This is a genomic window from Pseudomonas sp. MF6751 (genome assembly GCF_016613265.1).
Lineage (GTDB): Bacteria > Pseudomonadota > Gammaproteobacteria > Pseudomonadales > Pseudomonadaceae > Aquipseudomonas > Aquipseudomonas fluorescens_BV.
In genome coordinates this window covers 26,964-52,002 of record NZ_JAENSV010000008.1, presented here as the reverse complement: position 1 = coordinate 52,002, position 25,039 = coordinate 26,964, and the positions used below count along the sequence as shown (strand labels likewise).

Genomic DNA, 25,039 nt, shown 5'->3' with positions numbered 1-25,039 from the left:
GCGCAGAGGTTGATCAAGCTGTTAAACTCGCCGCCTGCCAGACACCTGACCGAGCTGAAAACACTGTGGAAATCTTCAAGGAATTTACATTCGAATCCGCCCACCGCCTGCCCCACGTACCGGAAGGCCACAAATGCGGGCGCCTGCATGGGCATTCGTTCAAGGTGGCCATCCACCTGAGCGGCGATCTGGATCCCCATACCGGCTGGATTCGCGACTTCTCGGAGATCAAGGCGATTTTCAAGCCGCTCTATGAACGCCTCGACCACAACTACCTCAACGACATTCCCGGCCTGGAAAACCCTACCAGCGAAGTACTGGCCAAGTGGATCTGGAATGAACTGAAACCCTTGCTGCCGGAACTTAGTGCGATCCGTATCCACGAGACCTGCACCAGTGGGTGCATTTATCGCGGCGAGTAAGTGATCGAGTGATGAAAAGACCACCTGCGGGGAATGTCACTGTGGCGAGGGAGCTTGCTCCCGCTGGGTCGCGAAGCGGCCCCAAAAGATGGGACTGCTACGCTGCCCAACGGGAGCAAGCTCCCTCGCCACAGGTCACTGTTTGTTCGCTCTAGCTCTTAATTGGCTGACATTGCCAACTGTAGGTGTTTTTTTCGAAGCGGCGGGCTGATCCATTAGGAAAACCCGCACAGACGCCGATCGACTGAGCCAGTTTGGCTCACCGCTGCACTGCTTTTGCGCTGATTGGGAGGGGACGGCCTTATAAAGGGCTTACTCCGTCAGCGCATACCTGCCTGCACCTGCATTGGCACGCAGGATGCACACGACCTGGGTCACCACTCAGGGAGCAGCCCCCATGACGCAGCAAGACCCCGGCAACGACTACCCTCTCAGCGAAGTCCCCTTGCACGCGCGCAAGGGTCTGGCCTCTACGGCCATGGTGTTGCTGGGGTTCACCTTTTTTACCGCGACCATGTTCGCCGGCGGCAAGCTGGGGGTAGCGTTCAGCTTCATCGACATGCTCGGCGTCGTGGCCCTGGGTAACCTGTTGTTGGGTATCTACGCCGCAGGCTTGGGTTACATCGCGTTCAAGAGCGGCTTGAACTCGGTGTTGATGGGGCGCTTCTGCTTTGGCGAAGTGGGCAGCAAGCTCAGTGACTTGATCCTCGGTTTTACCCAGATCGGCTGGTATGCCTGGGGCACGGCCACGGCTGCGGTGGTATTGGGCAAGTATTTCCAATTGAGCCAGGGCAGTGTGCTGGGGCTGATGGTGGTATTTGGCTTACTGTTCTGCGCCACCGCCTACGTGGGGTACCGCGGCTTGGAAATCCTGTCCTACATCGCGGTGCCGGCCATGGGCATCCTGTTGATGCTGTCGATGTGGGTCGCCACCGTGAAGGTCGGCGGGCTGGAGGGGCTGCTGGCGGTGGTGCCCAGCGCTGAGCTGGACTTGTCCACCGCCATCACCCTGGTGTTCGGGACCTTTGTCAGCGGGGCAACCCAGGCCACCAACTGGACGAGGTTTTCGCGCTCGGCCAAGGTTGCGGTGCTGGCCAGCCTGATCGGCTTTTTTGTCGGCAATGGCTTGATGGTGCTGATCGGGGCCTATGGCGCCATCGTCTATCAGCAACCGGATGTAGTGGAAGTCTTGCTGCTGCAAGGTTTCGCCACGGCGGCGATGGCGATGTTGCTGCTCAATATCTGGAGCACCCAGGACAACACCATCTACAACTTCGCCGTCGCCGGTTGCAACCTGCTACGTACCCAACGTCGCAAGAGCGTGACCCTGGCCGGCGCGGTGATCGGCACCCTGCTCGCCTTGTTCGGCATGTACGACCTGTTGGTGCCGTACCTGATCCTGCTAGGCACGGTCATCCCGCCGATAGGAGGCGTGATCATGGCGGACTTCTTCTATCGCTATCGCGGCCAATATCCGCGCTTGGCAGAGGCTCACTTACCGGCATTCAATTGGCCAGGTCTGATCGCGTATGGGGTGGGCACCGTGGTCGCGTTCAACTCGCCGTGGGTCGCACCGTTGGTGGGAATTTTTGCCGCATCGCTGACCTATGTGCTGCTCAGCGCCATACTACGCGTCATGACCGCCCGGACATCGGTATCGCCCTGAGGATCTGGCGGCTGTCTGCCTGATTGTTTTTAGCCAAGAGGAACTTGCCCATGCACATCATCAATGCCCGCCTGCGCAACCGTGAAGGCCTGCATGATCTGCACCTGGAAAATGGCCGGATCGCCAGCATCACTGCGCAAACCGGAGCGCCCATACTGATGGGCGGCGACTTGGACGCCGCCGGCAACCTGGTCATACCGCCCTTTGTCGAGCCCCACATCCACCTCGACGCCACCCTCACCGCCGGCGAGCCGCGCTGGAACATGAGCGGTACGCTGTTTGAAGGCATCGAGTGCTGGGGCGAACGCAAGGCCACCATTACTCTGGAAGACACCAAGACCCGGGCCAAAAAAACCATTCAGGCTCTCGCCGCCCATGGCATCCAGCATGTGCGCACCCATGTCGACGTCACCGACCCGGACCTCACCGCACTCAAGGCCCTGCTGGAGGTACGTGAAGAGAGCTCGCATCTGATCGACCTGCAAATCGTTGCCTTCCCCCAGGAAGGCATCGAGTCCTTCCGCAATGGTCGCGAGTTAATGGAGGAAGCCATTCGCCTGGGTGCCGATGTGATCGGTGGCATCCCCCACTTCGAATACACCCGCGACCAAGGCGTGAGTTCGGTGAAGTTCCTCATGGATCTGGCCGAGCGTACTGGCTGCCTGGTGGACGTGCACTGTGACGAAACCGATGACCCCCACTCACGCTTTCTCGAAGTCCTCGCGGAAGAAGCCCGCAGCCGCGACATGGGTGCCCGCGTGACCGCCAGCCATACCACCGCCATGGGTTCCTACGACAATGCTTACTGCGCCAAGCTGTTTCGCCTGCTAGGGCACTCCGGCATCAGCTTTGTCTCGTGCCCCACCGAAAGCATCCACCTGCAGGGCCGCTTCGACAACTTCCCGAAACGCCGTGGTGTCACCCGTGTGAACGAACTGCTTGAGGCCGGCATGAACGTGTGTTTCGGCCAGGATTCCATCGTCGATCCCTGGTACCCGCTGGGTAACGGCAACATTCTGCGAGTACTGGAGGCCGGTCTGCACATCTGTCATATGCTCGGTTACCGCAATTTGCAAAACGCCCTGGACCTGGTCACCGACAACAGTGCCAAAGCCATGGCCCTGGGCGATCGTTATGGGTTGCAAGCAGGTCGCCCAGCCAACCTGCTGATCCTGTCGGCCGACAGCGACTACGAAGTCATACGTAGCCAGGGCCTGCCGTTGTACTCGATTCGCAACGGCAAGGTACTGATGAAACGGCAACCGGCACAGGTAGAGTTTATGTAACCGCGTGGGTTAGACGACTGAGTCGATGTCCAACGTTTGCACCCGTGCCTGTTCATCGTGGGAAGGCGGCGGGACGCTGGTGAATTGGGCCGGCTCACGATTCTCGCGATGGCGGAACCAACGCTTGAGGCTCGCTTGCAGATGTGCAGAAGAGGCATGGCTGCCGTAGACATCGCGGGCTTGCAGGCGACGCCAGCGCAGGCTTGCCAAGCGCTCGCGGCTGGTGTGCAAACGGTCGATCTCTGCGTTCAAGGCATCAGTAGGTTCATGGCTACGATCATTGGCAGGGCGCCGCAGAGCAAGTTCACGCCGCTTGGCCCGTAGTTGCTCGCGCATGTCTTCAAAGGCCCGGTCGAGCAGCTCGAATTCCCTCTGGGTCACCAACGAGCCCTCACTCTCCAGGGTTTGTTGCCAGCGGCGCAATGTCGCCCACGCCGCGGGGATGTAGCTGGTGGTCATGAAGTGCTGGTCGGCTTGAAACAGCTGCCTCAGCACATTATCGCGGTCGGGCATGTCGCCCTGCAGTTGCAATGCGCGGTTGCAACCCGCTTCTTGGAGGGATTCACAGCCAGGCTTCCATAACACCGAAGAATGGCTGCCATCCGGGAGCGTGATCGGCATGAAATGATATTGCTCGCCATGATGTCGATAGGGGTTACCACCCACGCGCACCAGCCCTGCGGCGAACAACAGGCCACCGGGTAAAGGGTTGCTGAATAGCGTGATGGCCCCGGGAATCCAGAGCTTGGCGGTGGTATTCATCCAGGGCGCCGGGACGCTGGGGACAGGGTCGTTGTGGTTGACGATGCGGTGGTGGACCAGGGAAGAGGCACCGGCGGTGAATTCAGAGTCGGCGGCGCGGGGGGCGCCGTAGGTGTAGAGCAGGATGTTGTAATGGGCATCCTGGGCTCGGCGCAGCCCTTCGGCCAACAGCAATGCAATGGCGCCTCCGAGGCTGTGGCCGCAAATTACGATGCGCTGGCCCACATGAAACTGATCAAGGTATTGCAATACGAAATCACGCATAGCCCGGTAGGCCTGGTAAAAACCACCGTGCGCTTTTCCAACACCGTCGTCGAAAGACACCTGATGGGCGTCGGCGTCACGTAATGCGTCGGCACGGCTGACCGTTCCTCGCACAGAAATCAGGATGACTTCATCGTGGTGGGTGATGAAGGCCTGGGTGTCAGTACCGAATTTTTCATCATCGAAAAAGTGCAGACGTGCGGGATGCTCCTGCTCTTCGTTTCGTTCCGGGCGATTTTGGGGATACAACACGGGATCGAACGGCAGGATTTCGAAGCGTTGGGAGTAAGGGATATCTTCGTAGATCGGGTAAAAACGGTGTGATTGCTTCGGATCAATTCGCCAGGCTTCGTGATACACCGAAAGCTGTTCAGCGAATAAATTTCCAACGCTCGGATCCAACGGAAACCGGACTTCGTCTAATGGTTTTTCGGCGGGGGCCTGTCCAAAATCGCAGTAACTCAACGCAGCAAACAATGCCAGTTGGTATAGGTTCAGGGCGCAGAAGCCGTCTTCGGTGGATAAGATGGGGCGTAAGGCCCGTAGTGGTCGCACTTCCAGAACGGTGTGCTTGTTGGGGAACAGTACGATACCCACCAATGAAGGCTGAGGCGGGCCGAAGCCCAGATCGGCCATCATTTTCAGTGCGTGACGCTTGGGAGAGTGGACTCGAGGCGTTGTCGGAGGCAAATGGGCGACATGACGAACTAAATCTCTAACTTCGACTTGATAAAATCTGTTGGGTTGATGTTGAGCGAGATTGGCTTCAATACGACGTCCGTCGACCGCAGCAAATCTGGTTTGCTCAGCACGAACTTGAAGCTCGGTGATAGGTAGCTGATAAGTCGGCCGCATCATTAACCGACGATATGGCTGCTCGGTTCCTGAATACAGATCGTCAAAAACGAGTACCACAGGACCGCTGTAAATATCTTTTAGCTTGGCGAATCCTTCCCCGTTCAATCTACCTTTGTACTCTCGTCCAGCGCTGTCGCGGACCGTATACGACAGGCCGCCGTACGTCGCCCCAACTCCAGTTTCATCGACCAAGCAAAAACTCACCCATTGCCCTCGCAATGAACAAGCTGGCGTGCTGTCACTGAAAAAGGGTCGCTTCCTTGCGTCCAAATACATGGCTTACTCCTTATTACTCACACGATGGATAAATATTACAAATGCGGCCATCCGGCATTTTTATCGGTTTAAAGTCGGTGGTATTGCCGTTGCAATAAGCGTCCCGATCGGCAAAGTTTTTACCCCTACATCGCTTCCATCCACCTGGAACATTTATCCAATTATCGTCAAAGGCGGGTCGTTCCTCATCAGTCAAATTCAACACAACCTTGAGCTTTCTTCCCGACAGTTGATCTCTTTGTACAACGCCCCCTACCCGCGACTCTTGCAAGTTGCCCATCGAATCCAATGAATTGCAGATCAGGAGTTTTCTAATCGCATGCAAAGGCCCTACCGTCCGAAAATGCCACTTACATTGCCCAAGTATTTCCTGCACACCCGAGTCGGGCATCCCCGGTAGCTCGGCCTCCAAACGGTCTCGAATGGAAATACTCCCGAAATTCCCGCCCACATCCGTACTCCGCGTCCCCCACTTCGCATAGAAGTCAAATTCCACGCTGCGCAGGACCAACGGACATCCTTCTACCGTTTCAGTCAGTGGCAACTCGTAACTCACACTGCTCGCCACAGGCTTGTAGTCTGTAAAAAAGACTTTCCGCTCAGGTCTTTTGCCTCGCCGCCGAGGCAAGGTGCAGGTCTCACCCGTTGCGGGGCGGTAGTTGGCAGCCGTTTTAAGTTCAAATTGCGCCGGCAAATCCACCTCCAATGTAAAACGCTCCACCGTCCTCCCCGTACACCCCGACAGCCACGCAGCCGCAACAACCAGCAACACCCACCCTATCCACCTATTCACTTTTCCCTACCTCCCTGTGCCACTGCTCCACCACTCGTTCAAAATGCTCCCCTGGCGCCTCACCGGCCCTCGGCTGCCAATGGATAACACTGCTTCGGGTCGCCTCTGCCAAACGACGCACCACCAGAAATTCGAGCTTCTCCGGCTCCCGCCATTGCCAGGCGCGCGCCTGCGCCAGTACCTGGGCCAGCCAAATCCTTGGGTCTTGGAATTCGACCAATGCCGCCAGGTCTTCACTGTGTTCCGCCAACAGGTAACGCAGGATATTGGCGTTCAGGATGGCTTCGGCCTGGGGGTTGGGTGTATCGAGCCAAGGCGGTAGCCGAGGCGCTGGATAATCGCCCGGCGCAGGGTTTTCGTGATGGCACCAATGGCCTTCGTGCCAATAGCACACACTGATCAGCGGCCCGAGGTAGACCGGCCAATGCTCTTTGGCCAGATAGGCCAAGGCGCGGGCCAAGGTGCGGTTGTCGTGAATGCGGTAAAGCGCCTGCTGGCCCTCCGGCCCTATCAGGAGCCTTTCGCGCCAATGGCGCGCCACATCCGCCAAGTCGGTAGCCGACAAGCTCGCGAGCCACCCCCAGTTTGACTCCGGGTGTTGCAACAGATCAGCCAGGGCGGGTTCATTGATCTGCTCAAGCAAGAGGATGATCGGGCCAGAACCCGCCAGCTCCGCCGCGGCGGTATCGCTATAGAGATTGCAATAGTGCGACGGGGTGCAACCTGCCAATAGAGGCTGGCGAGTCTCGTGGCTACCCTCCACTATCAGGCACAATCGGTGCCCGTTCTGCAGCTGTTGGGCCATCCAACGATGGGGCAAGCTGTCCATCAAGCCGCCCTCTGCGTGATATCGCACAGGCCTTCGCGGCAGCGCTCGCACAGGGGGCAAAAGTCCGCGTCCAGTTGCCTGGCCAAGTCCATGACAATGCTTTGCACTGCCGATAACTGCGCGCCAGCGAGCAAAGCCGGGCTCACCGAACTGTTTGCGACCGACGAACCGGCCTGGGTGAGGGGCCTGCTGCTTGAGATACTGCCCGCTTGCATCACCAAGTGTTCCCCGCCAGCCATCAAGCTCAGTTGCGCACCGGCCTCAATGACCAGGCTGGCACCGGCCTTGAGGTGAACCTGCTGCCCAGCTTCGATCACCAGACTCTGGCCAACGCGAGTCAGGCTATCGCCCTCTACCTCCAGGCGACTGTCATGACCCACCCGTTGTTCCAAGTCACGCTGGGCGCGCAGGTAGATGAGCTCTTCGCCGCGTCGATCTTCAACGTGCAGCTCGTTAGCCCCTCCGCCATCCGGTGAACTGCGGCTACGCAGCACGCTGCGTGTCTTGTGCTGTGGCAAGGGATAGGCTGGCAGGTGTGATGCATTGGGCAGGCAACCCGTAACGAGAGGGTCGTCCGGGTCGCCCTCCAGAAAGCTCACCAGCACTTCCATGCCTACCCGTGGAATCACCATGGCCCCAAACCCGTCCCCCGCCCAACCGGACGCCACGCGCAGCCAGCAACTGCTCGCCCCCTCGCGGTTGTCCATACGATCCCAATGAAAGCGCACCCTCACCCGACCATAGGCATCGCAATGCACGTCTTCGCCCGCAGGCCCGGTTACCGTCGCGGTCTGGCTGCCACTGATCGTTGGCCTGGGATGCTTGAGGGCCGGTCGATACACTGCACGCCAGGGTGTCGCGGTGAATCGGTTGCGATAGCCCTGGAATCCACTGGACTCAACTATCGACTCCTCCAACACCTGCGGCTGGTAACCCTCATGACGCACCGAAGTCAGCAGCCATAAATCGTTGCAGAGTGGGTCGGGGTGATCACATAGCTCAAGGAAGTGACCACTGCACAATGCCGGCTGGTCGCTCTTGCCCAACACCCTGTGGCGATCACGCTGGTGACGCTCCAGGCCGCGTCGCGCCAGCTGCGCGCCGCGCGCATGCCCCTTAAAACCGGCAGGGTAGGCATAGTCTTCCAAAGCTTGCGCCTGCCCGGCACCGGCATGTTTTTGCAGGCGAAATGAAGGGTGCTCGAAGTCATAGTCACGACGTACAGTGCGCCGGCTGCGCGTCTCCAATCGCAGGTCGAAACGCTGTACAACACGGCTCTGGAGCGCCGGATCAGGCGACGAACAATACCGCTGCACCGGCAACCGTCGAAATACTGTCTGGTCATCACCGAACACCAGCAGATGATTGTCCACGCTGTGACGAAAGTGATAGTGGATGCCCTCCTCTTCACACAGCCGCTGGATAAAATGCAGGTCGGACTCCCTGTACTGCACGCAAAACGCGCGTGGCGGATACACCACCGGCCCGAGTTCAAAGGCATAGGCGTCAGAGAAGATGCCGTGGTGTTCGAGGACCGTCGCAATGATCTGCGGTACGCTGCGCTGCTGGAAAATCCGCTGGTCGCAACGATGGGCAAGGGATGCCAGACGTGGAGCCAGCGTGATGTGATAACGGGTGAGTCGCGCACCGGGATCGTCCCGACCGATGGCGTAGACGTACCCATGCAGGCCCTGCCCTGCTTCCCCGAAGTCCAGATAGGCGGGTTTATGAAGCAATGCCTCCAGGTCAAGAGAAGGATCTTCGCTGACTAACTGCACCTGTATGAAGTAAGGTTGATCGAGGGCTTCGCTGCCTTTGAACGCTACTACCTGAAAATCTGTATTTATTTCTGAAAGGATCAATTTGAAACATGACGAAAGAAACTTGTTAACCATCCTTTGTTACCCGCCATCAACTTTTCGATTGAACGACTCTCTTTCGCCAACGCCAACTGGATTGGAAAAAAAGCACCTGAACATGCTCAAGCTTAGCGATTTCAGGCGATTTTCGGCCCGCACCGAATAAAAAAGAAGTTTCGTACAACGAGGACGGAAGTGTCTTTTAACAAAATATTAATACTTTCCATAACAAACAGAAAACGCGGACTGTTGCTTGTCTCTTTACAACTAAGGTTTAAGGAAACGACTGACACTAATTCAAGGCGCCTGCTGTTCCGAGGTCTAAATAATTAGTCGCGCCGTCCCGAAAAGACTCACACTCAGCACATTTCCAGACTCGGTCTGCAATCGCACTGGCGCCGTGCCACCCGGCATCACCACCGTTACGTCGTCACCCTCAATCCAACCCGCGCGCCATGCCGCGCATGCTACTGCGCTGGCGCTGGTCCCCGAAGACGCCGTAGGCCCCTCTCCTCGCTCAAATACGCGCGCGATGACTCGATTGCCAGCGTCTCGAGCAACCCATTGCAGGTTGACCCCGCCAACACAGAGTTGCCCGCACCCTGCCGGCGGTGCAAAAGCGATGGCCTTCAACCGATTGAAAAGTGCCAACTGGTGCATCGTGTCATCACCCGGCAACGCCGACACATGCTCAACCAGCGTCACACAATGAGGGTTGCCTATCCGGACAAATTGGCTGTTTCCCCATTGCGCATTGATCGACGCCAATGCCGCCACGCGACTGAATTCATGATGTGCCGCGACCACAGGGCTCACACCGACCGCCCCCACCGCCAAGGGGCCAAACTCGGGCCTGCCCAACGCCAGCCAGAAGCCTGGCACCTGTTCATGCTTCGCCGGCTCGACATAGGTGATCACGGGCGATACCGCATCCGGCTTGTCGTGATACACCCGCAACTCGCTACCGTGCACCATTAACCCCTGGTCGGTTAACGCCTGAGCAAAAATGGTCAGGCCATTACCACTGCGTTCGGCGAGAGAACTGTCAGTATTGATGATCAGCAGATCAAACGGTGGCCGTGCTTGAAATGGCCCGACTAACAAACCATCACAGCGATACGCCTTTGCACCGGCCGGTGGTGGTAATGCACCCCAGCCACATTCGGACGCAATGGCCGACGCGGCCCACATCTTGCGCGTGCTTGCAGCCAAGCGGGCGTTGTCGGGCACATCGATACCCAGAACGCGCAAATGGGCCGGGCTGACCACCCCATAGATATTTCCGCGTGCATCGTAGAACCGAGTCATGACCACGCCAGCCAGAGATTTTTCATCGGTTCGTCCGCTCACTTATCGACCATCGGGACAGCAGCGTATTACAGAACGGTCGATCTGTGGGAGGTGGGCGCAAAGGCAGTAAGCCACTGCAAGAACCTGGGGTTCAGCCACTCCTGCTGGGAGTACACACCTTCCGGACCACCTCCTACAGGTTCGACCATTCCTACGTGGTTACCCGACGCCAAAGCGTTCCATTTTTTGTAAAAAAAAGCTCGCAATCTGCGTTTTTAATCCTGATCACAAAAGGAACCCAGCTCGCTCGACAGGGCCTGATGTGCAAGGATGTCGCGCCGGACATCGTTCGTTGAACGCCAAACCAAGGATTTTTCATGACTGCCATTCCCACCCCTGCCCCCGTGGTTCCCGGGCGGCTGGAGCAGATGTCGACCCGCATCGCTTTTTTTATCGCAGGTTTTGGTATCGCCGCCTGGGCGCCTTTGGTGCCGTACGCCAAGGCGCGTGCAAATCTGAATGAAGGGACCCTTGGCCTGCTGTTGTTGTGCCTGGGGGTGGGGTCGATCATCGCGATGCCCGCTGCGGGCGTGCTGGCATCTCGCTTTGGCTGCCGACGCGTGCTCACCGCAGGGACGCTGATGATCTGCCTGGCCCTGCCGATGCTGGCCACTGTCAGTTCGATCCCGCTGTTGATCGCGGGGTTATTCCTGTTTGGCGCGGGCCTGGGCACCGTGGACTCCACCGTCAACCTGCAAGCGGTGATCGTTGAGCGCGCCAGTGGCAAAACCATGATGTCGGGCTTTCACGGGTTGTTCAGCCTGGGGGGCATTGTCGGCGCAGCGGGGGTTGCGGGGTTGCTGGGGCTGGGCCTGTCGCCATTGCAGGCGACTCTGGTGGTCGTCGTTATCACGGTGGCGGCGCTGTTGAAAGCCGCACCGCATTTGTTGCCTTATGGCAGCAAAAGCTCGGGACCGGCATTTGCAGTGCCCCATGGCGTGGTGTTGTTTATCGGTTGCCTGTGTTTCATCGTATTCCTGGCTGAAGGTGCCGTGCTGGATTGGAGTGCTGTGTTCCTCAGCGCCGAGCGCGGCCTGGATGAGGCTTACGCCGGCCTGGGGTACGCGGCATTTGCCTTGACCATGACTGCTGGACGCCTGACCGGCGATGCCATTGTTCGACGCCTGGGGCCCACTCGCGTAATCGTGATCGGTGGCGCGCTGGCCTGTGCCGGCTTGCTCCTCGCGACCCTATTGCCAGCGTGGGAAACGGCGCTGCTCGGCTACGCGCTGGTGGGTGCAGGGTGTTCGAATATCGTACCGGTACTGTATACCGCCGTGGGTAAGCAAACGGTGATGCCAGAGCATATTGCAGTGCCTGCCATCACCACATTGGGCTACGCCGGGATTCTCGCCGGCCCCGCCATGATTGGCTTTATCGCCCATGGCAGCAGCTTGAGTACTGCGTTCATCCTGATCGCGGTATTGCTGGCTGCAGTAGCCATCAGTGGAAAAATCCTCAAGGTATAAGTCCAAGCTTCAACGCGCTTTGCGAGCATCGTCCTGCTCCCGCCAACGTTCGAGGCTTTTGTTGCTGAGCCAACCGTCCTTGTGAGGCGGGCCAAACAGTCGTGTGCCATTGGCTCGCTGTAATGACGACAGCAAACCCGGACGGTCAAGAATATTCTTCGCTGTGTAGACACTGAGCTCGCTGTATTGGGACCTGGGCATGCCTGTAGACGTATCCAGCACAGGCGCGCCGTGTTGATCTACCTCATACGGGTCTTGCATAACCGACCGAAGCTTGGCTATTTCAACGTACTGATGCGTTTCAAAGAGATAGGTTCGATCCATGGTCTCGTCTCGCAGGTGCGCAAACTGGCTTTGCAGCGCTTGCACCACCTGTGCATTGCTTTGGGCATGAAACGGATCCTGGCTGAAAACACTTGGAGAGCTGTTGCCCTGCAAGGTCTGGGCAGCCGCACGGAGGCTGTCACGTGTGATATCGCCATCACGGCTGAAGATAGCGTCGCTTAGCCGAGGGCGTTTGAGAATTTCTCTGACGACCTGGATCGCGTTGTCCAACACCTCGTTTTCACCCGTCGGTTGAGCAGCGATCCGCTTCAAGGACGTCCAAGTCAAGCGCCCGTCATTCAGGAACGGGTGCACTGCGCCGAAGGATTTTTCCAAGGCCTTTGCCAACTGGCTATCCTTTGTAGTCGCACTCGGCAGGGAACCACTGGCCCGCTCAACAGGGGAGTTCTGCAAGTCTCGATAGCGCAGAGCGGATAAGGTCCCACGCAAGAGAAAGGGTTTGTGCGAGCCTCCAGCCGAGGGCGCGGATGGGGCTTCATACCAGGTTTCAGATTGGCAGACCGGTGGTGGAGTGGTTGATTGTGCGGCCAGCCTGTCGGGAGGAAGCGGCCGGCCGGAAGGTACTGCACCCTTAATTGTCATGGGTTTTCTCCAACTCTTTTCAGATGCATATCCGCTGGGTGGTCTGTGCCGTGATGGGCAAAATCAACGAATAGACTCTCCTCAGGCAGGTACCTCATGTGTGGTTGGATGGGCTCGACAGTTCCGAGTAAAAGGCTAATACCAATGACAATATGTAAAACCGTGGTCAACCACCCTCATCCAGCTTTCGCCTACGCCACCAGCCTGCCAGGCTGTTGATCAAGCCGGTGTCTTTCAATGAATCGCCACCGGCCCCCGGCGTCTGCAACTCCGCCAGCAGGCCCCGGGAAAAATCATCCGAAACGGGCGCCTGGAATTTGCGCTCGCCGGCATAAGCCTTCATGCGCCGCGCCTCGGCCTCATATTCGGTCGACTCAAAGGGAAGACTTTGCGACGCTGCGCACTCCTCTGGCATTGCCAGACTCGCTTGCCGGGTGTTGTGCAAAAGCTCGAGAGGGCCAGGTTTGGGGGAATTAAACGAGGTTGAAGTCATATGTTTCCCTCATTCGAAAGCTGAAAAAACGGCATGCCAAATCACTACCGCAGGTACCACCTATGTGGCAACCGGGAATAATTCGTTCCTTGAAACATATAAAACTGGCGCCACCTCAAAAAGGTGGCGCCGCAAGAGCGGTCAGCGGGACAACGAGTACAACCCTCTACGGCTGATCTTCCCATCGCCGTATTTACTGAAGTGGTTATCCATTTTTTCGAGCACGTCACTGCGCGTGAGTATTTCCTGGGATAACTGAATCAGATGGTCCTTGGCTGCATCGCCAGTGAGCGGCTTGCGCGCCCACTCTTTCAGCTCGCTGATTTTCAGGCTTGAGCCCCCGCTCCTTTTCTTCAACTCGTCGAAATGATCAAGCAGCTCACCGGCCAGTTCCTTGTCAGTCTTGTACTTGAAGTAGTTTTCTCCTTTGATCACCATATTCAGTTTTTGCCGGTCGATAAGACCATCCAGGGCGCCGGTGGAACTGTGCCGATCCATCGCTGCCATCAGTTCCGGGCGTCGTAGCAGCTCATTGGCCAGGCGGATGTTCTCGTTCATGACGGGGTTAGGCGACCACCCTCTTTTCGCCATCGCAAGAATGCTGTCAACGCTGACGTAGCCAGGCTTCTTCGGGTCTCTGAAGGCATTGAAGCTGTCGAGCAGTTGTTGGGCCAACTCTTCGCGGTTCTTCAACGCGTACTGCGGATCCGGCCTGCCGGGGGCGGGCGGATACGGTCGACCTGCGGTGGGGTCCGGTCGTGGTGGAGGATTGCTCTCAATAGGATTCGGTCTGGGGGGCGGGTTGCTGCAACCTGGGTTCGGCCTTGGCGGCCGATGTTCACAACCAGGATGCGTGGGCGGCCGATGTCCGCTGAAGCAATGACCGACCCACTGCTTGAATTGGCTCAGCAAACTCTGCGCCCCCTGCGGGCTGTGGTGACGCCCATGCGCGTCAGCCGTGGTGGTCGGCGCCTGAGGACTACCAAATACCGGCCCATCCTTGTTCTCCCTGGATTGGAAATTAACATGGGCAGCATTCTGGCCATTGAAAGAACGCGCAGCCGCAGCCTCGTTAGCGACTTTGATGTCGACCTTGGCCGGTGGAAGGTCAGACGTTGCTGAAGCAGAGACGGGTGTATCCAACATCGATACCGACATAAGTTTCTCCATGACAGTGGGCGATTTTCAGCTTGTCGCTCCAACGCAATGTCGAAGCCCATCAGCTTTCCCATGTGTGGTTTTGCGTCGGAATCAGTTCCTGATCCAGCAACAATATGTGATCAAGGTGTAGGAAAGCTTGGATAGCGGCGATCTTCTCGCGATGTATGGGCGGTGCCCCTGGCCCCGGGCCAAAAAAAATCGCGACCTTTGAGATCGCGATTTTTCTTTATCGGCTAAAGCTCAAAACCCTACGCTTGCCTGTAGGAAGAACGTGCGAGGCTCACCCAGGTACAACCCTGCATTGTTGTCGCTAGAGCGTGTGTAATGCTGCTGGTCGAAGACATTCTTCACGCCCACGCCCAGTTTCAGGTTCGACAGTTGCGCGCCAAAGTCGTAGCCGCTGCGCAGGTTGACCGAGACATACCCGGGGATATCACCGTATTGGCCATCAGCAGTGCCTTGGGTGATATAGGTGGTGCCGGTGCCGGGCGCACGCTGGCCGGACTGGGCATAGACGTCCAGGTTGTGGGTCCAGTGGTTGACGTCGTAACGCAGGCCCAGGGTCGCCACTTGGCGGGAATACAGTGGCAGGTCACGGCCCTTGAAGGGCACATCACCTTCGGAGGTGGCCTTGGTGTAGGTGAAGCCCGCGTTGGCGGTCAGGCCGTCGAGGCGCGGGTCGAGGTTGGACAGGTCGTAATGGGCTGATGCTTCGATGCCGCTGTGCTTGGTGGCGCCGAGGTTGGTCCAGCCCACGTCATTGCTGACGTATTGCAGTTCATCCGAGAAGTCGATGTAGAACAGCGTCACTTCGCCGCCCCAGACGCTGTCGTTGTAGCGCGTACCGACCTCGTAGGTCTTGGCCTTTTCCGGGTTCAGGCCGTTGGCCGTCTGGTCGCCGGTACCGCCCTGGCCGAGTTGGAAATACTGCAGGCTGCCGAAGGAGGTTTCGTAGTTTGCGAACAGTTTCCAGGCGTCAGACACGTGGTACATCACGCTCAGCGCCGGCAGCGGTTCGTTGTTGTGGACCTCGCGGCGTTTTTCCTCGGTACGCTTGCCGTTCAGGGCAACGACCGGGCGGTCATGCCATTCGGTACGGATATCTTCAAAGCGAATGCCCGGGGTGATGGTCCATTTGCCAATATCGATTTTGTTATCGATATAGAAGGCGTTGGCTTCAGTGCCCCCCGTGCGGTCCTGATACACGTGACCGTCGCTCTGCCCGCCCGGCGTCGGTACGTTGTTGACCAGGTTCAGGCTGGTGGCCTCCTCGTGCATGCCTTCTTTGAGGTAGCGATAGCCCACACTGACTTCCTGGGTACTGGGCCCCAGGTCAAACACATGGGACACACGCGGCTCGATGCCGAAGGTGTAGTAGGTGCGCGGGTAGGAGCTGAGGGTCTTGAGATCGCGGTTGGCAATGTTGCTGCCACGGAAACTGTCGGAATAGTAAGTCAGCACTTCGGCCTGGGTGCGGTCGTCGATCTGGCGGATGTACTTGAACGACACGTCCTTGCGGCGCCCGCTGAAGTTGTCCCAGTCACGCACCGATTGGTACGGGTTGGCATCGAACTGCTTCTGGGTCAGGCCGCCGGGCATAGCGGCGCTGGCATCGTAATAGTGGAAGTTCAGCGAGAAATCGTCTTGATCGGTCGGCGCCCAGTGGGTTTTGAAGATCACATCATCGATGTCGTTGCCGTTGTTGCTGTTTCGGTAACCGTTGCCATTGACCCCGGAGTACAGCAGCGCGGCACCGATACCGTTGTCGGCCGTGCCGCCGATGAAGGCATTCTCTACGTGCTTCCAGCCACCGTGGGCAGACGTTTGCAGGGTGGTACCGACTTCACCGGAGAAGTCTTGCGGGATCGCACGGGTCACGAAGTTGATCACGCCGCCGACGTTCTGTGGCCCATAACGCACTGAACCCGCACCGCGGACAACGTCGATACTTTCCAGGTTACCGGCAGAAATCGGCGCCATCGACAGCTGTGGCTGGCCATAGGGAGCGAACGCAGCCGGTACGCCGTCAATCAGCACGGTGGAGCGCGGTGACAGGCGCGAGGTCAGGCCGCGTACGCCGACGTTGAGGGAAATATCACTGCCGCCGGTGCCGTTGGATTCCTGCACTTGCACGCCAGGCACGCGGCGCAGGACGTCACCGATGTTCATCGCGCCCTGCTCTACCATGGCTTCGCGTCGAATGACGGTGCGTGCGCCGGGATGGTTCTGCACCACTTCGGCATCGGCGTCGGCAAGCCAGTCGCCCACCACCTTGATATCGGTGACCCCCAGTTCCAGCGGTGAGCCCGCTTCACCGGTGCCGCGGCTCACCGGACGCAAGGTCACGGAGCCGGCGTCAATCTGGTAATCCAGGCCACTGCCTTGCAGTAATTGCCGCAGGGCTTGTTCGGGCGAGAGGTTGCCATCGACCGCAGGAGCTTGCTTGCCGGCAACCATATCGGTGCTGAAGAACACTTGCAGCGAGGTCTGCTGGCCCAATTGGCTCAAGGCTGCGCCGAGGGATTGCGCACGAATGTGGATACCCTCGGCAGCCTGTGCGGTACTGATGGCAACGGCCAGGGCCAAGGGCGCCCAGCGGGAAATTTTATTGTTGTGGGGGGCAAGTTTTTTCACGTCGAACCTAGTCCTGTGATCGCAAGCATGCGCGGCCGTTAATGCAAACCAGTTGCAGTTGCAGGAGAAGACGAAGAACTCGAAAAAAACCTGAATGTCAGCGCGAAATAATTTCCTGGCTACCGTCCGGCAGAGTGCGCAAGGCGACCGGCAGGATGTGAGGCAAGGCCTTGAGCAAGGCATCGGTATCGCTGGAGTTGAAGACACTGGTCAAGCGCAGATTGCCCACCGCTGCCGTACCGACACGCAGCGGTTGCTCGCGGTAGCGCGACACTTCCCGTGCCACGTCGACCAGGGTGGCGTTGTTGAACACCAGTTTACCGTTGCGCCACGCGGTCAGTTCTTCAGGGTTCACCGCGTAGGCCGCCGCCACTTGGCCTTGGGGATCGACATGGGTGCCACGCCCGGCGGTGAGCGTGACGATGTGATCGGATGCCCGGCCCTGCACCTTGACCGTGCCGGCTTCGACCGCCACGCGGGTCTGGTCCGCCTCCCGACGTACATCAAAGCGCGTGCCGGTGACGGTCACCTGCCCTGCCCCGGCTGCGACCACAAACGGGCGCCCGGCGTCATGCTGCACGCTGAACATCGCCTCGCCCTGCTTGAGCTCTACGCCCCGACGGCCCTTTTCGTAATGAACCGAGACCACGCTGCGGCTGTTGAGGTCCATCACGGAACCGTCAGGCAAGGTCACCTGACGATGTTCGCCTAACCGCGTGCTGAATTCGGCATTGTAGGGCTTTGGCTGCCCCTGCCCGCTGTACGCACCCAGGCCCACTGCAACGGCGACCACACTGGCGGCCACGGCATAACGCAGCAGCGCACGCCGTCCAAGGCGCTCGGTCGGCGCATCGCCCAGCGCCTGCAAGCGGGCCTTGGGCAGCAAATCCGTCGCACTCCATAGCCCTTGCAGCACATCGATTTCGTACTGATGCGCGGCCTGCGACCTGCGCCAGGCATCGAAACATTGACGTTCCTGGGCGCTCAATGGGCCGTCTTGCAGGCGTACAAACCACTGCGCGGCCTCATCACGGACACGGTTATCCATCGTGGAAGATCCTGTTTCAAAGCCGGTCATGGCGCGCTCGCATCCAGACGATCACGCAGATGCCGCAGGGTGCGGATCATATACTTTTCCACCATGTTTTTAGACAGCCCCAGGCGTGTGGCGATTTCCTGCTGGGTGAGCCCTTCGATCTTTTGCCAGATGAAAATCCTGCGACAGTTGAGCGGCAACTCGGCCAGCGCCCGCTCGATGGCGTCGGCCAACTGGATCGCGTGCATGTAATGCTCCGGGTCGCTACTGTGAGGCGTGCTGTGATCAGCCGCCTGCAGCGTCAACGCCTCGCGGCGGTCTTCGCGGCGGTAGGCATCCACCGCAATATTGCGCGCGGTTTGATGCAGGTAAGCGCGCGGTTGCGCCACCTCGCAGGCAGCGGACTCAAGCACCCGCACGAAGGTGTCGTGCGCCAGGTCTTCGGCTTGCTGACGGTTTCTCAGGCGGCGCGTCCAGGTGCCGATCAACTCTTCGTAGTGCTCGAAAAAGCCTGTTCTGCGGGGCGGCTGAGGAGTCATCGCGAGAGCACTGGGAAGGCGGGGCGTGAATAGTAATGCTTCCTATTAAGCAGGGCAATTGCAGCTCATCGCCCCCCACTATTTGTTTGAAATGATCTCACTCATGTATTGATGCAAATCGCGAAAGTCTTTAACGCTCCAGGCATGTGGCGCGATCTTTACGCCATTGTCTTGCAGCGTCTTGGGTATCAGGTTGCCATTGGGGCGAAGGATGACCGAGGAGACGATAACGCCCGGATAATCATGGAGTCGTTTCTTGAAGGTGGCAGTTGTCAGGTCGGGGGTTGGCGGATTACTTTTTTTTGCCAATGGGCCCGTGCCTTTGATATCGGGCCCGTGGCACACAGCACAGCGCTGTAGATACAGCGCTTTACCATTGCTGTTTTCCGCGACGCACAAGGCTGTCTGAGCCAGTGATAAAGCGGCCACTACGCCGCTGAGTAATAGTTTCATCCATCGGGTATCGGCCCACGCATGCATTCCATCGCTTCCTGTATTGCCCTTTGTTTTCAGCATCATACGATAAAGTCGCGCTTTGCCCGAGTTGGGCGTAAGCGCCAGGGGCTGAACTTCCGCTCCCAGCCGCCAGTCAGCAAGAAGGACTCTCATAAAACGGTGGGTGGGCGATGCAGATTTCCTTGCAGCAACAAGTGGCCCTGGTCACCGGGGCCAGTTCCGGCATTGGCGCGGGCGCGGCCAAAGCCCTGGCCGCGGCAGGCGCGGCGGTAGTGCTTAACTACAACTCCCAGGCGGCACCGGCTGAGGCCCTCGCCGCGCAGATCAATGCCAACGGCGGCCGAGCGCTTGCGATTGGCGGCGATGTGTCCAAGGAGGCCGATGTCGAACGCCTGTTCGCGCAAACCCTCGACGCCTTCGGCCACCTGGATATTCTGGTGGCCAACTCCGGCCTGCAAAAAGATGCCAATCTGGTCGATATGACCCTTGAGGATTGGAACACGGTGATTGGCGTCAACCTCACCGGGCAGTTCCTCTGCGCGCGCGCGGCGGTGCGTACCTTCAATCGCCAGGGTATTCGCGAAGGTGTGTCACGGGCCGCCGGCAAAATCATCCATATGAGTTCGGTGCATCAAGTCATCCCTTGGGCCGGGCATGTGAATTACGCCGCGTCCAAGGGCGGCGTGGAGATGCTGATGCGCACCCTCGCCCAGGAAGTCAGCGAACAGCGCATCCGTATCAACGGCATTGCGCCTGGGGCGATTCGCACGGCGATCAACCGCGCAGCCACTGAAGGCGCGGCAGAAAAAGAGCTGCTCAAATTGATTCCTTATGGCCGCGTCGGTGATGTGGAAGATGTGGCCAATGCGGTGGTTTGGCTGGCCAGCGATGCCTCTGATTATGTGGTTGGCAGCACCTTGTTCATCGATGGCGGTATGAGCCTCTACCCGGAGTTCCGTGGCAATGGTTGATTTCAAGAACGAACCTCAAAGCGCCATTGATGCCCACGGGATCATTGGCGACATGCGCAGCGCGGCACTGGTGAACGACCGCGGCAGCATCGACTTCTTCTGCTGGCCGGAATTCGACAGCCCTTCGGTGTTTTGCGCACTGCTCGACACGCCCGAGGCCGGCACGTTCCAGCTTACCCCGGACTTACCCAACGCCCGCCGCGAGCAGATCTACCTGCCCGACACCAATGTGCTGCAGACTCGCTGGCTGAGCGATGAAGCGGTGGTGGAGATCACCGACCTGCTGACCGTCAGCGAAAACGTCGATGAACTGCCCTTGCTGATCAGGCGGGTACGGGTGGTCAGTGGCAAGGCGACTATCCACCTGAGCTGCGCCGTGCGCCACGACTATGCCCGGGCCCCCACCGAGGCGAAGGCCGAGGCTGCCAGCGTGGTGTTCACCGCCAGCGGCCAGCCCGGCCTGCGCCTGATTGGCAGCCAGCCGCTGACCCTCCAAGGCAATACCGCCATCGCCACCTTTACCCTCGCCCAGGATGAAGGCGCCGAATTTGTCCTCGGTGGCCAGGAGGATGCGCGCGTCACCAACGACTGTACCGACCTCTACCTGGAGCGCACCTTGAAGTTCTGGCGCGGTTGGATCAGCCAGTCCAACTATCGCGGACGCTGGCGCGAGATGGTCAACCGCTCGGCCCTGGCGCTGAAACTCCTCACCTCGCGCAAACACGGCGCCATCATCGCCGCGGCCACGTTCGGGCTGCCGGAAACGCCCGGCGGCGAACGCAACTGGGACTACCGCTATACCTGGATCCGCGATGCCTCGTTCACCGTCTATGCGTTCATGCGCCTGGGTTTCGTCGAGGAAGCCAACGCCTATATGCGCTGGCTCAGGGGCCGGGTCAGCGACTGCTGCGGCCAGCCGACCAAGATCAACATCCTGTACGGCATCGACGGTCGCCAGGAACTGCCGGAAACCACCCTCGACCACTTGAGCGGCCACGGCGGCGCCCAACCGGTGCGGGTGGGCAACGAAGCGTTCGACCAGATCCAGCTGGATATCTACGGCGAACTGATGGACGCGGTTTATCTGGTCAACAAGTACGGCGAAGCCATCTCCCACCAAGGCTGGAAACACACGGTGGAAGTGGTCGACCAAGTGTGTGAGATCTGGAACCACAAAGACGTGGGCATCTGGGAAATGCGCGGTGAGCAGCACCACTTCCTGCACTCACGCCTGATGTGCTGGGTGGCCCTGGACCGTGCCATTCGCCTGGCCTCCAAACGTTCGCTGCCGGCCCCGTTCGCACGCTGGGACCAGACGCGCCAGGCGATCTACGCCGACATCTGGACTAACTTCTGGAACGAAGAACGCGGGCATTTTGTGCAGCATATCGGCAGCACCGCCCTCGACGGCTCGATGCTGTTGATGCCGCTGGTGCGCTTTGTCGCCGCCACGGACCCGCGCTGGCTCACGACACTGGAAGCGATCCAGAAAAGCCTGGTGCGCGACGGCATGGTCTACCGCTACCGCAATGACGATAGCCAGATCGATGGGCTGCAAGGCGTCGAAGGCGCGTTTGCCGCCTGTTCGTTCTGGTACGTCGAATGCCTCGCGCGCGCCGGGCAAGTCGAAAAAGCCCATCTGGAATTCGAACAGTTGCTGCGTTACGCCAACCCGCTGGGGTTGTACGCCGAAGAGTTCGACAGCCAGGCCCGGCACCTGGGCAACACGCCCCAGGCCTTGAGCCACTTGGCATTGATCAGTGCGGCAACGTTCCTGGACCGCAAACTCAGCGGGGAGAAAACCGTATGGCAACCCTGACGTCCCCCGCCCCGCTGCTGTATGTGCGCACAACCCTGCTTGATGTGGCTTACGAAACCCACGGCCCCCTCGATGGCGAACCGGTGATCCTGTTGCATGGCTTCCCCTACGACCCACGGGGCTACGACGACATCGCGCCGGTGCTGGCTGAACGTGGTTATCGGGTATTGGTCCCGTATTTACGCGGTTATGGCCCGACGCGATTTATCAACACGCAAGTGATGCGCTCTGGCCAACAGGCAGCGCTGGCCAAGGACTTGCTCGACTTCATGGATGCGTTGTCGATCCCGCAAGCCACCCTCGCCGGCTTTGACTGGGGTGGGCGCGCCGCCTGTATTGTAGCGGCGCTATGGCCGCAGCGGGTGCGCGGCCTGGTGACCGGCGATGGCTACAACATCCAGGCCATCAGCCAGTCGCTCAAGCCCAGGCCACCTGAGACAGAGCACCGGCTCTGGTATCAGTACTACTTTCACACCCAGCGCGGGGTCGACGGGTTGACGGCCAACCGGCGTGAACTCTGCCAATTGCTCTGGACGCTGTGGTCACCGTCCTGGGCCGAAGGGCCAAGCCGCTACGCCCTGACCGCGCCGTCGTTTGATAACCCGGATTTTGTCGAGGTGGTGATTCACTCCTATCGCCATCGCTTCATGTATGCGCCGGGTGATCCCGCGCTGGAATACATCGAGCAGGCGCTGGTGCCGCAACCGCCGATATCAGTACCGAGCATTTCGCTGTGCGGGGCCGACGATGGCGTGGGCCCACCGTCGCTGGAGGATGATGACGTGGAGCACTTCAGCGGTTTTTATCGCCGCCAGGTGTTGCCCGGCGTGGGTCATAACGTTTTCCAGGAAGCGCCTCAGGTCACGCTTCAAGCTTTGCTGGAACTACTGGAGCGGTGAAAAACGCTCTCGATAAGCCTGGGGCGTCACCGACAAAGCCCTTAGAAAGCTGCGGCGCAAAGTCTCTTCACAGCCAAAACCGCATTGCCTGGCGATACGCTTGATGGAGGTTGTGCTATCTGCCAGTTGCCGGCGTGCGTTTTCGACGCGAATCAGTTCCACAGCCCGCGCCGGGGTTTGGCCAGTCTCGGTGCGGTAGTGGCGTACAAAGCTGCGCTCGCTCATGCCAGCCTGGGCCGCCAGGGTGGCGATGCTCAGATCCAGCGTCAGGTGATCGGCGATCCAGGCATGCAGCTCGGCAAAACGGCTGTCGCTCTTTTGCAGGGATAACGTCACGCTGAATTGCGACTGACCGCCAGGGCGCTTGAGGAACACCACCAAGTGGCGCGCCACCTCCAAGGCAATCGCACGCCCCAGGTCATCCTCTACCAGGGCCAGGCACAGGTCGATCCCAGCGGTCACGCCGGCAGACGTCCACACCGCACCTTGCTGGATGAAAATCGGATTGGCCTCCACCGTGAGCGCAGGGAACTTGCGCGCCAGTTCTTCACAGCGCGTCCAGTGCGTGGCCACGCGGCAGCCATCGAGCAAGCCACTGGCGGCCAGCAGAAAAGCCCCGGTGCAAACCGAAGCCATGCGCCGGGTGTAATGGGATTTATCGCGCACCCATTGCACCAGCGCCGGGTCCTCGGCAGCGCCGTACACGCCCCAGCCACCGGCGATCACCAGGGTGTCGCAGGGCTGGTCAATGGCGGGCAGCGGCTCAGCCAGCAGCGCCAGGCCGGAGGACGTCATCACCGGCTCAGCCTGAGCGGCGATGACGTTGACCGCGTAGGGCAATGGCAAACCATGCTGGCGCGCCAAATCGTTAGCCGATGCGAATACCTGTAGAGGCCCGGTGACATCGAGTACCTGGGCATTCTCAAACGCGAGTACATGAATAATTTTAGGCATGATTGGCGAGATTAGTGGGCTCAATGGCGTATTCGCCAAAGCCTAGGCTTCTACAGTGAGCACGTCCATTCCTTTTCGGAGCTTGAATCATGACCTTGCAGATCGGCTTTCTGTTGTTCCCCGGCATCCAGCAACTGGACCTTACCGGCCCCTATGATGTCCTCGGTTCGCTGCCAGACGTGAAGCTGCACCTGGTGTGGAAAGACCTCGCGCCGATCACCTCCAGCACTGGCCTGGTGTTCACGCCGACCATGACCTACGCCGACTGCCCGAACCTGGATGTGCTTTGCGTACCCGGCGGCGCCGGTGTGGGCCCATTGATGGAAGACCCGCAAACCCTGGACTTCCTCAAGGCCCAGGCCCAGACAGTGCGCTACATGACCTCGGTGTGCACCGGCTCACTGGTACTGGGCGCGGCAGGGTTGCTGCGCGGTCGCAAGGCCACCACCCATTGGGCCTACCACCACCTGCTCGCCCCGCTCGGTGCCATCCCCGTACAGGAACGTGTGGTGCGTGATGGCAACCTGTTTACCGGCGGCGGGATCACCGCCGGCATCGATTTTGCCCTGACTCTGGCCGCGGAGTTGTACAGCGACGCGGGGGCGCAACTGGTGCAACTGCAGATCGAATACGCTCCGGCCCCACCGTTTGACTCAGGCCGCCCGGAGACAGCGCCCCGGCATGTGCTGGAGGAAGCCAACAAGCGCACGGTGGAGTCACGCAAAGTGCGCGGGGAGATTGTTGCGCGGGCGGCTGCGCGGTTGGGGTGAATTTGGATTTCTCACGTCCGGTCGCTGAATTTGCAGCGACTGGGAAGGTCCGTGGGAATGAACCGGTTTCAACGCTTGAACGTGAGGTAAGTCCTAGACCGCTGTACGAAACTCCTTTTGATTATTTCAGTGCTCAACGGCCGTCCAGCTGTAGCCGACAGTAATCACGATGCGAAGCGAGTCGCTCTTGATCTTGGGCGCCCCGTTAAACCACGCTGGCCGAACGCAGGCTTGAATTCGTGGCCCACGGATTCAAGCCTGCGTTCGGGCACACCGAGCCCAAGCGAGGTGCCGAGTGGTGGGGCAAGAGCGTTTTGCTCACTTTTGCGCTTTTTTTCAAAAGTGAGCCGCTGTCAGAGCGGAACCCTAGGTGGCCGTTACCGCAGGAATGGATATGTACACGGTATAGCTGTGTCGACTGTCAGGCCGCCTTCGCGAGCAAGCCCGCTCCCACAATTGGAGCGTGGGGTGTCGGATTGTGGGGTGTCAGGTAGATGAGCATCGGCTGTCGGGCCGTCACGGGAGCAAGCTCCCTCGCCACAAAGA

At 59.3% G+C, this 25,039-nt stretch carries 21 protein-coding genes; 8 read left to right on the top strand and 13 right to left on the bottom strand.

Features of this window, described 5'->3' with window-relative positions; translation table 11 throughout:
• Window positions 1–65: 65 nt before the first annotated feature.
• The 3 genes from queD to codA all read left to right on the top strand — a co-directional run bounded on the left by queD (window position 66) and on the right by codA (window position 3,374).
• Window positions 66–422 carry a 6-carboxytetrahydropterin synthase QueD gene (queD, locus tag JJD66_RS09680; RefSeq protein WP_003190259.1) on the top strand — a complete coding sequence of 119 codons (357 nt, stop codon included), beginning with the start codon at window positions 66–68 and terminating at the stop codon, window positions 420–422.
• A gap of 397 nt (window positions 423–819) precedes the next feature.
• Window positions 820–2,088, top strand: coding sequence for a cytosine permease (codB, locus tag JJD66_RS09675; RefSeq protein WP_200648040.1), 1,269 nt, complete (start codon window positions 820–822; stop codon window positions 2,086–2,088).
• 50 nt (window positions 2,089–2,138) lie between these two features.
• Window positions 2,139–3,374, top strand: a complete 1,236-nt coding sequence (gene codA, locus JJD66_RS09670) for a cytosine deaminase (RefSeq protein ID WP_200648039.1) — start codon at window positions 2,139–2,141, stop codon at window positions 3,372–3,374.
• A 9-nt stretch (window positions 3,375–3,383) separates the two neighbouring features.
• Here the strand turns inward: codA and JJD66_RS09665 are convergent, their stop codons facing one another.
• The 5 genes from JJD66_RS09665 to JJD66_RS09645 all read right to left on the bottom strand — a co-directional run bounded on the left by JJD66_RS09665 (window position 3,384) and on the right by JJD66_RS09645 (window position 10,323).
• On the bottom strand, window positions 3,384–5,534 hold the full coding sequence (locus JJD66_RS09665; RefSeq protein ID WP_200648038.1) for a lipase family protein: 2,151 nt from the start codon (window positions 5,532–5,534) through the stop codon (window positions 3,384–3,386).
• Window positions 5,535–5,547: 13 nt separating this feature from the next.
• Entirely contained in the window at window positions 5,548–6,327 is a 780-nt protein-coding gene (locus tag JJD66_RS09660) for a hypothetical protein (RefSeq protein ID WP_371920446.1), read from the bottom strand.
• Window positions 6,320–7,156: a DUF4123 domain-containing protein gene (locus JJD66_RS09655; protein ID WP_200648037.1), complete on the bottom strand. Its 837-nt coding sequence runs from the start codon at window positions 7,154–7,156 to the stop codon at window positions 6,320–6,322. Before JJD66_RS09655 ends, JJD66_RS09660 begins: the two co-directional genes overlap by 8 nt.
• Complete coding sequence (gene tssI / locus JJD66_RS09650; RefSeq protein ID WP_200648036.1) at window positions 7,156–9,051, bottom strand: type VI secretion system tip protein TssI/VgrG; 1,896 nt, start codon at window positions 9,049–9,051, stop codon at window positions 7,156–7,158. Before tssI ends, JJD66_RS09655 begins: the two co-directional genes overlap by 1 nt.
• Window positions 9,052–9,336: 285 nt before the next feature.
• On the bottom strand, window positions 9,337–10,323 hold the full coding sequence (locus tag JJD66_RS09645) for a diaminopimelate epimerase (protein WP_200648035.1): 987 nt from the start codon (window positions 10,321–10,323) through the stop codon (window positions 9,337–9,339).
• Window positions 10,324–10,682: 359 nt separating this feature from the next.
• Between JJD66_RS09645 and JJD66_RS09640 the strand changes: the two genes are divergently transcribed.
• Complete coding sequence (locus JJD66_RS09640; protein WP_054898231.1) at window positions 10,683–11,834, top strand: MFS transporter; 1,152 nt, start codon at window positions 10,683–10,685, stop codon at window positions 11,832–11,834.
• 9 nt (window positions 11,835–11,843) lie between these two features.
• Here the strand turns inward: JJD66_RS09640 and JJD66_RS09635 are convergent, their stop codons facing one another.
• From JJD66_RS09635 to JJD66_RS09605, 7 genes are all read right to left on the bottom strand, one after another.
• Window positions 11,844–12,506, bottom strand: a complete 663-nt coding sequence (locus JJD66_RS09635) for a type III secretion effector protein (protein WP_234452193.1) — start codon at window positions 12,504–12,506, stop codon at window positions 11,844–11,846.
• A 421-nt stretch (window positions 12,507–12,927) separates the two neighbouring features.
• Window positions 12,928–13,104, bottom strand: a complete 177-nt coding sequence (locus JJD66_RS09630) for a type III secretion effector protein (protein WP_080757665.1) — start codon at window positions 13,102–13,104, stop codon at window positions 12,928–12,930.
• Window positions 13,105–13,395: 291 nt separating this feature from the next.
• The gene (locus JJD66_RS09625) at window positions 13,396–14,412 is read right to left on the bottom strand and encodes a type III secretion effector protein (RefSeq protein WP_200648033.1); all 1,017 of its coding nucleotides are present in this window, start codon (window positions 14,410–14,412) and stop codon (window positions 13,396–13,398) included.
• Window positions 14,413–14,655: 243 nt separating this feature from the next.
• Window positions 14,656–17,049 carry a TonB-dependent siderophore receptor gene (locus tag JJD66_RS09620; RefSeq protein WP_200648032.1) on the bottom strand — a complete coding sequence of 798 codons (2,394 nt, stop codon included), beginning with the start codon at window positions 17,047–17,049 and terminating at the stop codon, window positions 14,656–14,658.
• Window positions 17,050–17,146: 97 nt separating this feature from the next.
• Complete coding sequence (locus JJD66_RS09615) at window positions 17,147–18,097, bottom strand: FecR family protein (RefSeq protein WP_200648031.1); 951 nt, start codon at window positions 18,095–18,097, stop codon at window positions 17,147–17,149.
• Window positions 18,098–18,123: 26 nt separating this feature from the next.
• The gene (locus tag JJD66_RS09610; protein ID WP_054898227.1) at window positions 18,124–18,624 is read right to left on the bottom strand and encodes a sigma-70 family RNA polymerase sigma factor; all 501 of its coding nucleotides are present in this window, start codon (window positions 18,622–18,624) and stop codon (window positions 18,124–18,126) included.
• 78 nt (window positions 18,625–18,702) lie between these two features.
• Window positions 18,703–19,104, bottom strand: coding sequence for a c-type cytochrome (locus JJD66_RS09605; RefSeq protein WP_200648084.1), 402 nt, complete (start codon window positions 19,102–19,104; stop codon window positions 18,703–18,705).
• Between the two features lie 146 nt (window positions 19,105–19,250).
• On the opposite strand from JJD66_RS09605, the gene JJD66_RS09600 reads away from it, so the two are divergent.
• From JJD66_RS09600 to JJD66_RS09590, 3 genes are read left to right on the top strand one after another with little or no spacing between them, the layout of a single operon-like run.
• Window positions 19,251–20,051 carry a glucose 1-dehydrogenase gene (locus JJD66_RS09600; protein ID WP_200648030.1) on the top strand — a complete coding sequence of 267 codons (801 nt, stop codon included), beginning with the start codon at window positions 19,251–19,253 and terminating at the stop codon, window positions 20,049–20,051.
• Window positions 20,044–21,870: a glycoside hydrolase family 15 protein gene (locus JJD66_RS09595; RefSeq protein ID WP_034125824.1), complete on the top strand. Its 1,827-nt coding sequence runs from the start codon at window positions 20,044–20,046 to the stop codon at window positions 21,868–21,870. The genes JJD66_RS09600 and JJD66_RS09595 overlap by 8 nt, the downstream gene beginning before the upstream one ends.
• Window positions 21,858–22,769, top strand: a complete 912-nt coding sequence (locus JJD66_RS09590; RefSeq protein ID WP_198716652.1) for an alpha/beta fold hydrolase — start codon at window positions 21,858–21,860, stop codon at window positions 22,767–22,769. Before JJD66_RS09595 ends, JJD66_RS09590 begins: the two co-directional genes overlap by 13 nt.
• Here JJD66_RS09590 and JJD66_RS09585 read toward each other — a convergent pair.
• Window positions 22,755–23,723, bottom strand: coding sequence for a GlxA family transcriptional regulator (locus JJD66_RS09585; RefSeq protein ID WP_200648029.1), 969 nt, complete (start codon window positions 23,721–23,723; stop codon window positions 22,755–22,757). The two genes, JJD66_RS09590 and JJD66_RS09585, sit on opposite strands and share 15 nt — an antisense overlap.
• A gap of 89 nt (window positions 23,724–23,812) precedes the next feature.
• Between JJD66_RS09585 and inhA the strand changes: the two genes are divergently transcribed.
• Window positions 23,813–24,493 (top strand): isonitrile hydratase, encoded by a 681-nt coding sequence (inhA, locus tag JJD66_RS09580; protein ID WP_200648028.1) that lies wholly within the window; start codon window positions 23,813–23,815, stop codon window positions 24,491–24,493.
• Window positions 24,494–25,039: the final 546 nt, after the last annotated feature.

Bases quoted from the DNA above. Each gene is read 5' to 3' on its own strand.
- codB (WP_200648040.1), top strand. From the start codon at position 820: ATGACGCAGCAAGACCCCGGCAACGACTACCCTCTCAGCGAAGTCCCC.
- codA (WP_200648039.1), top strand. From the start codon at position 2,139: ATGCACATCATCAATGCCCGCCTGCGCAACCGTGAAGGCCTGCATGAT.
- JJD66_RS09665 (WP_200648038.1), bottom strand. From the start codon at position 5,534: ATGTATTTGGACGCAAGGAAGCGACCCTTTTTCAGTGACAGCACGCCA.
- JJD66_RS09655 (WP_200648037.1), bottom strand. From the start codon at position 7,156: ATGGACAGCTTGCCCCATCGTTGGATGGCCCAACAGCTGCAGAACGGG.
- tssI (WP_200648036.1), bottom strand. From the start codon at position 9,051: ATGGTTAACAAGTTTCTTTCGTCATGTTTCAAATTGATCCTTTCAGAA.
- JJD66_RS09645 (WP_200648035.1), bottom strand. From the start codon at position 10,323: ATGACTCGGTTCTACGATGCACGCGGAAATATCTATGGGGTGGTCAGC.
- JJD66_RS09640 (WP_054898231.1), top strand. From the start codon at position 10,683: ATGACTGCCATTCCCACCCCTGCCCCCGTGGTTCCCGGGCGGCTGGAG.
- JJD66_RS09630 (WP_080757665.1), bottom strand. From the start codon at position 13,104: ATGAAGGCTTATGCCGGCGAGCGCAAATTCCAGGCGCCCGTTTCGGAT.
- JJD66_RS09625 (WP_200648033.1), bottom strand. From the start codon at position 14,412: ATGTCGGTATCGATGTTGGATACACCCGTCTCTGCTTCAGCAACGTCT.
- JJD66_RS09615 (WP_200648031.1), bottom strand. From the start codon at position 18,097: ATGGATAACCGTGTCCGTGATGAGGCCGCGCAGTGGTTTGTACGCCTG.
- JJD66_RS09610 (WP_054898227.1), bottom strand. From the start codon at position 18,624: ATGACTCCTCAGCCGCCCCGCAGAACAGGCTTTTTCGAGCACTACGAA.
- JJD66_RS09605 (WP_200648084.1), bottom strand. From the start codon at position 19,104: ATGCATGCGTGGGCCGATACCCGATGGATGAAACTATTACTCAGCGGC.
- JJD66_RS09600 (WP_200648030.1), top strand. From the start codon at position 19,251: ATGCAGATTTCCTTGCAGCAACAAGTGGCCCTGGTCACCGGGGCCAGT.
- JJD66_RS09595 (WP_034125824.1), top strand. From the start codon at position 20,044: ATGGTTGATTTCAAGAACGAACCTCAAAGCGCCATTGATGCCCACGGG.
- JJD66_RS09590 (WP_198716652.1), top strand. From the start codon at position 21,858: ATGGCAACCCTGACGTCCCCCGCCCCGCTGCTGTATGTGCGCACAACC.
- JJD66_RS09585 (WP_200648029.1), bottom strand. From the start codon at position 23,723: ATGCCTAAAATTATTCATGTACTCGCGTTTGAGAATGCCCAGGTACTC.
- inhA (WP_200648028.1), top strand. From the start codon at position 23,813: ATGACCTTGCAGATCGGCTTTCTGTTGTTCCCCGGCATCCAGCAACTG.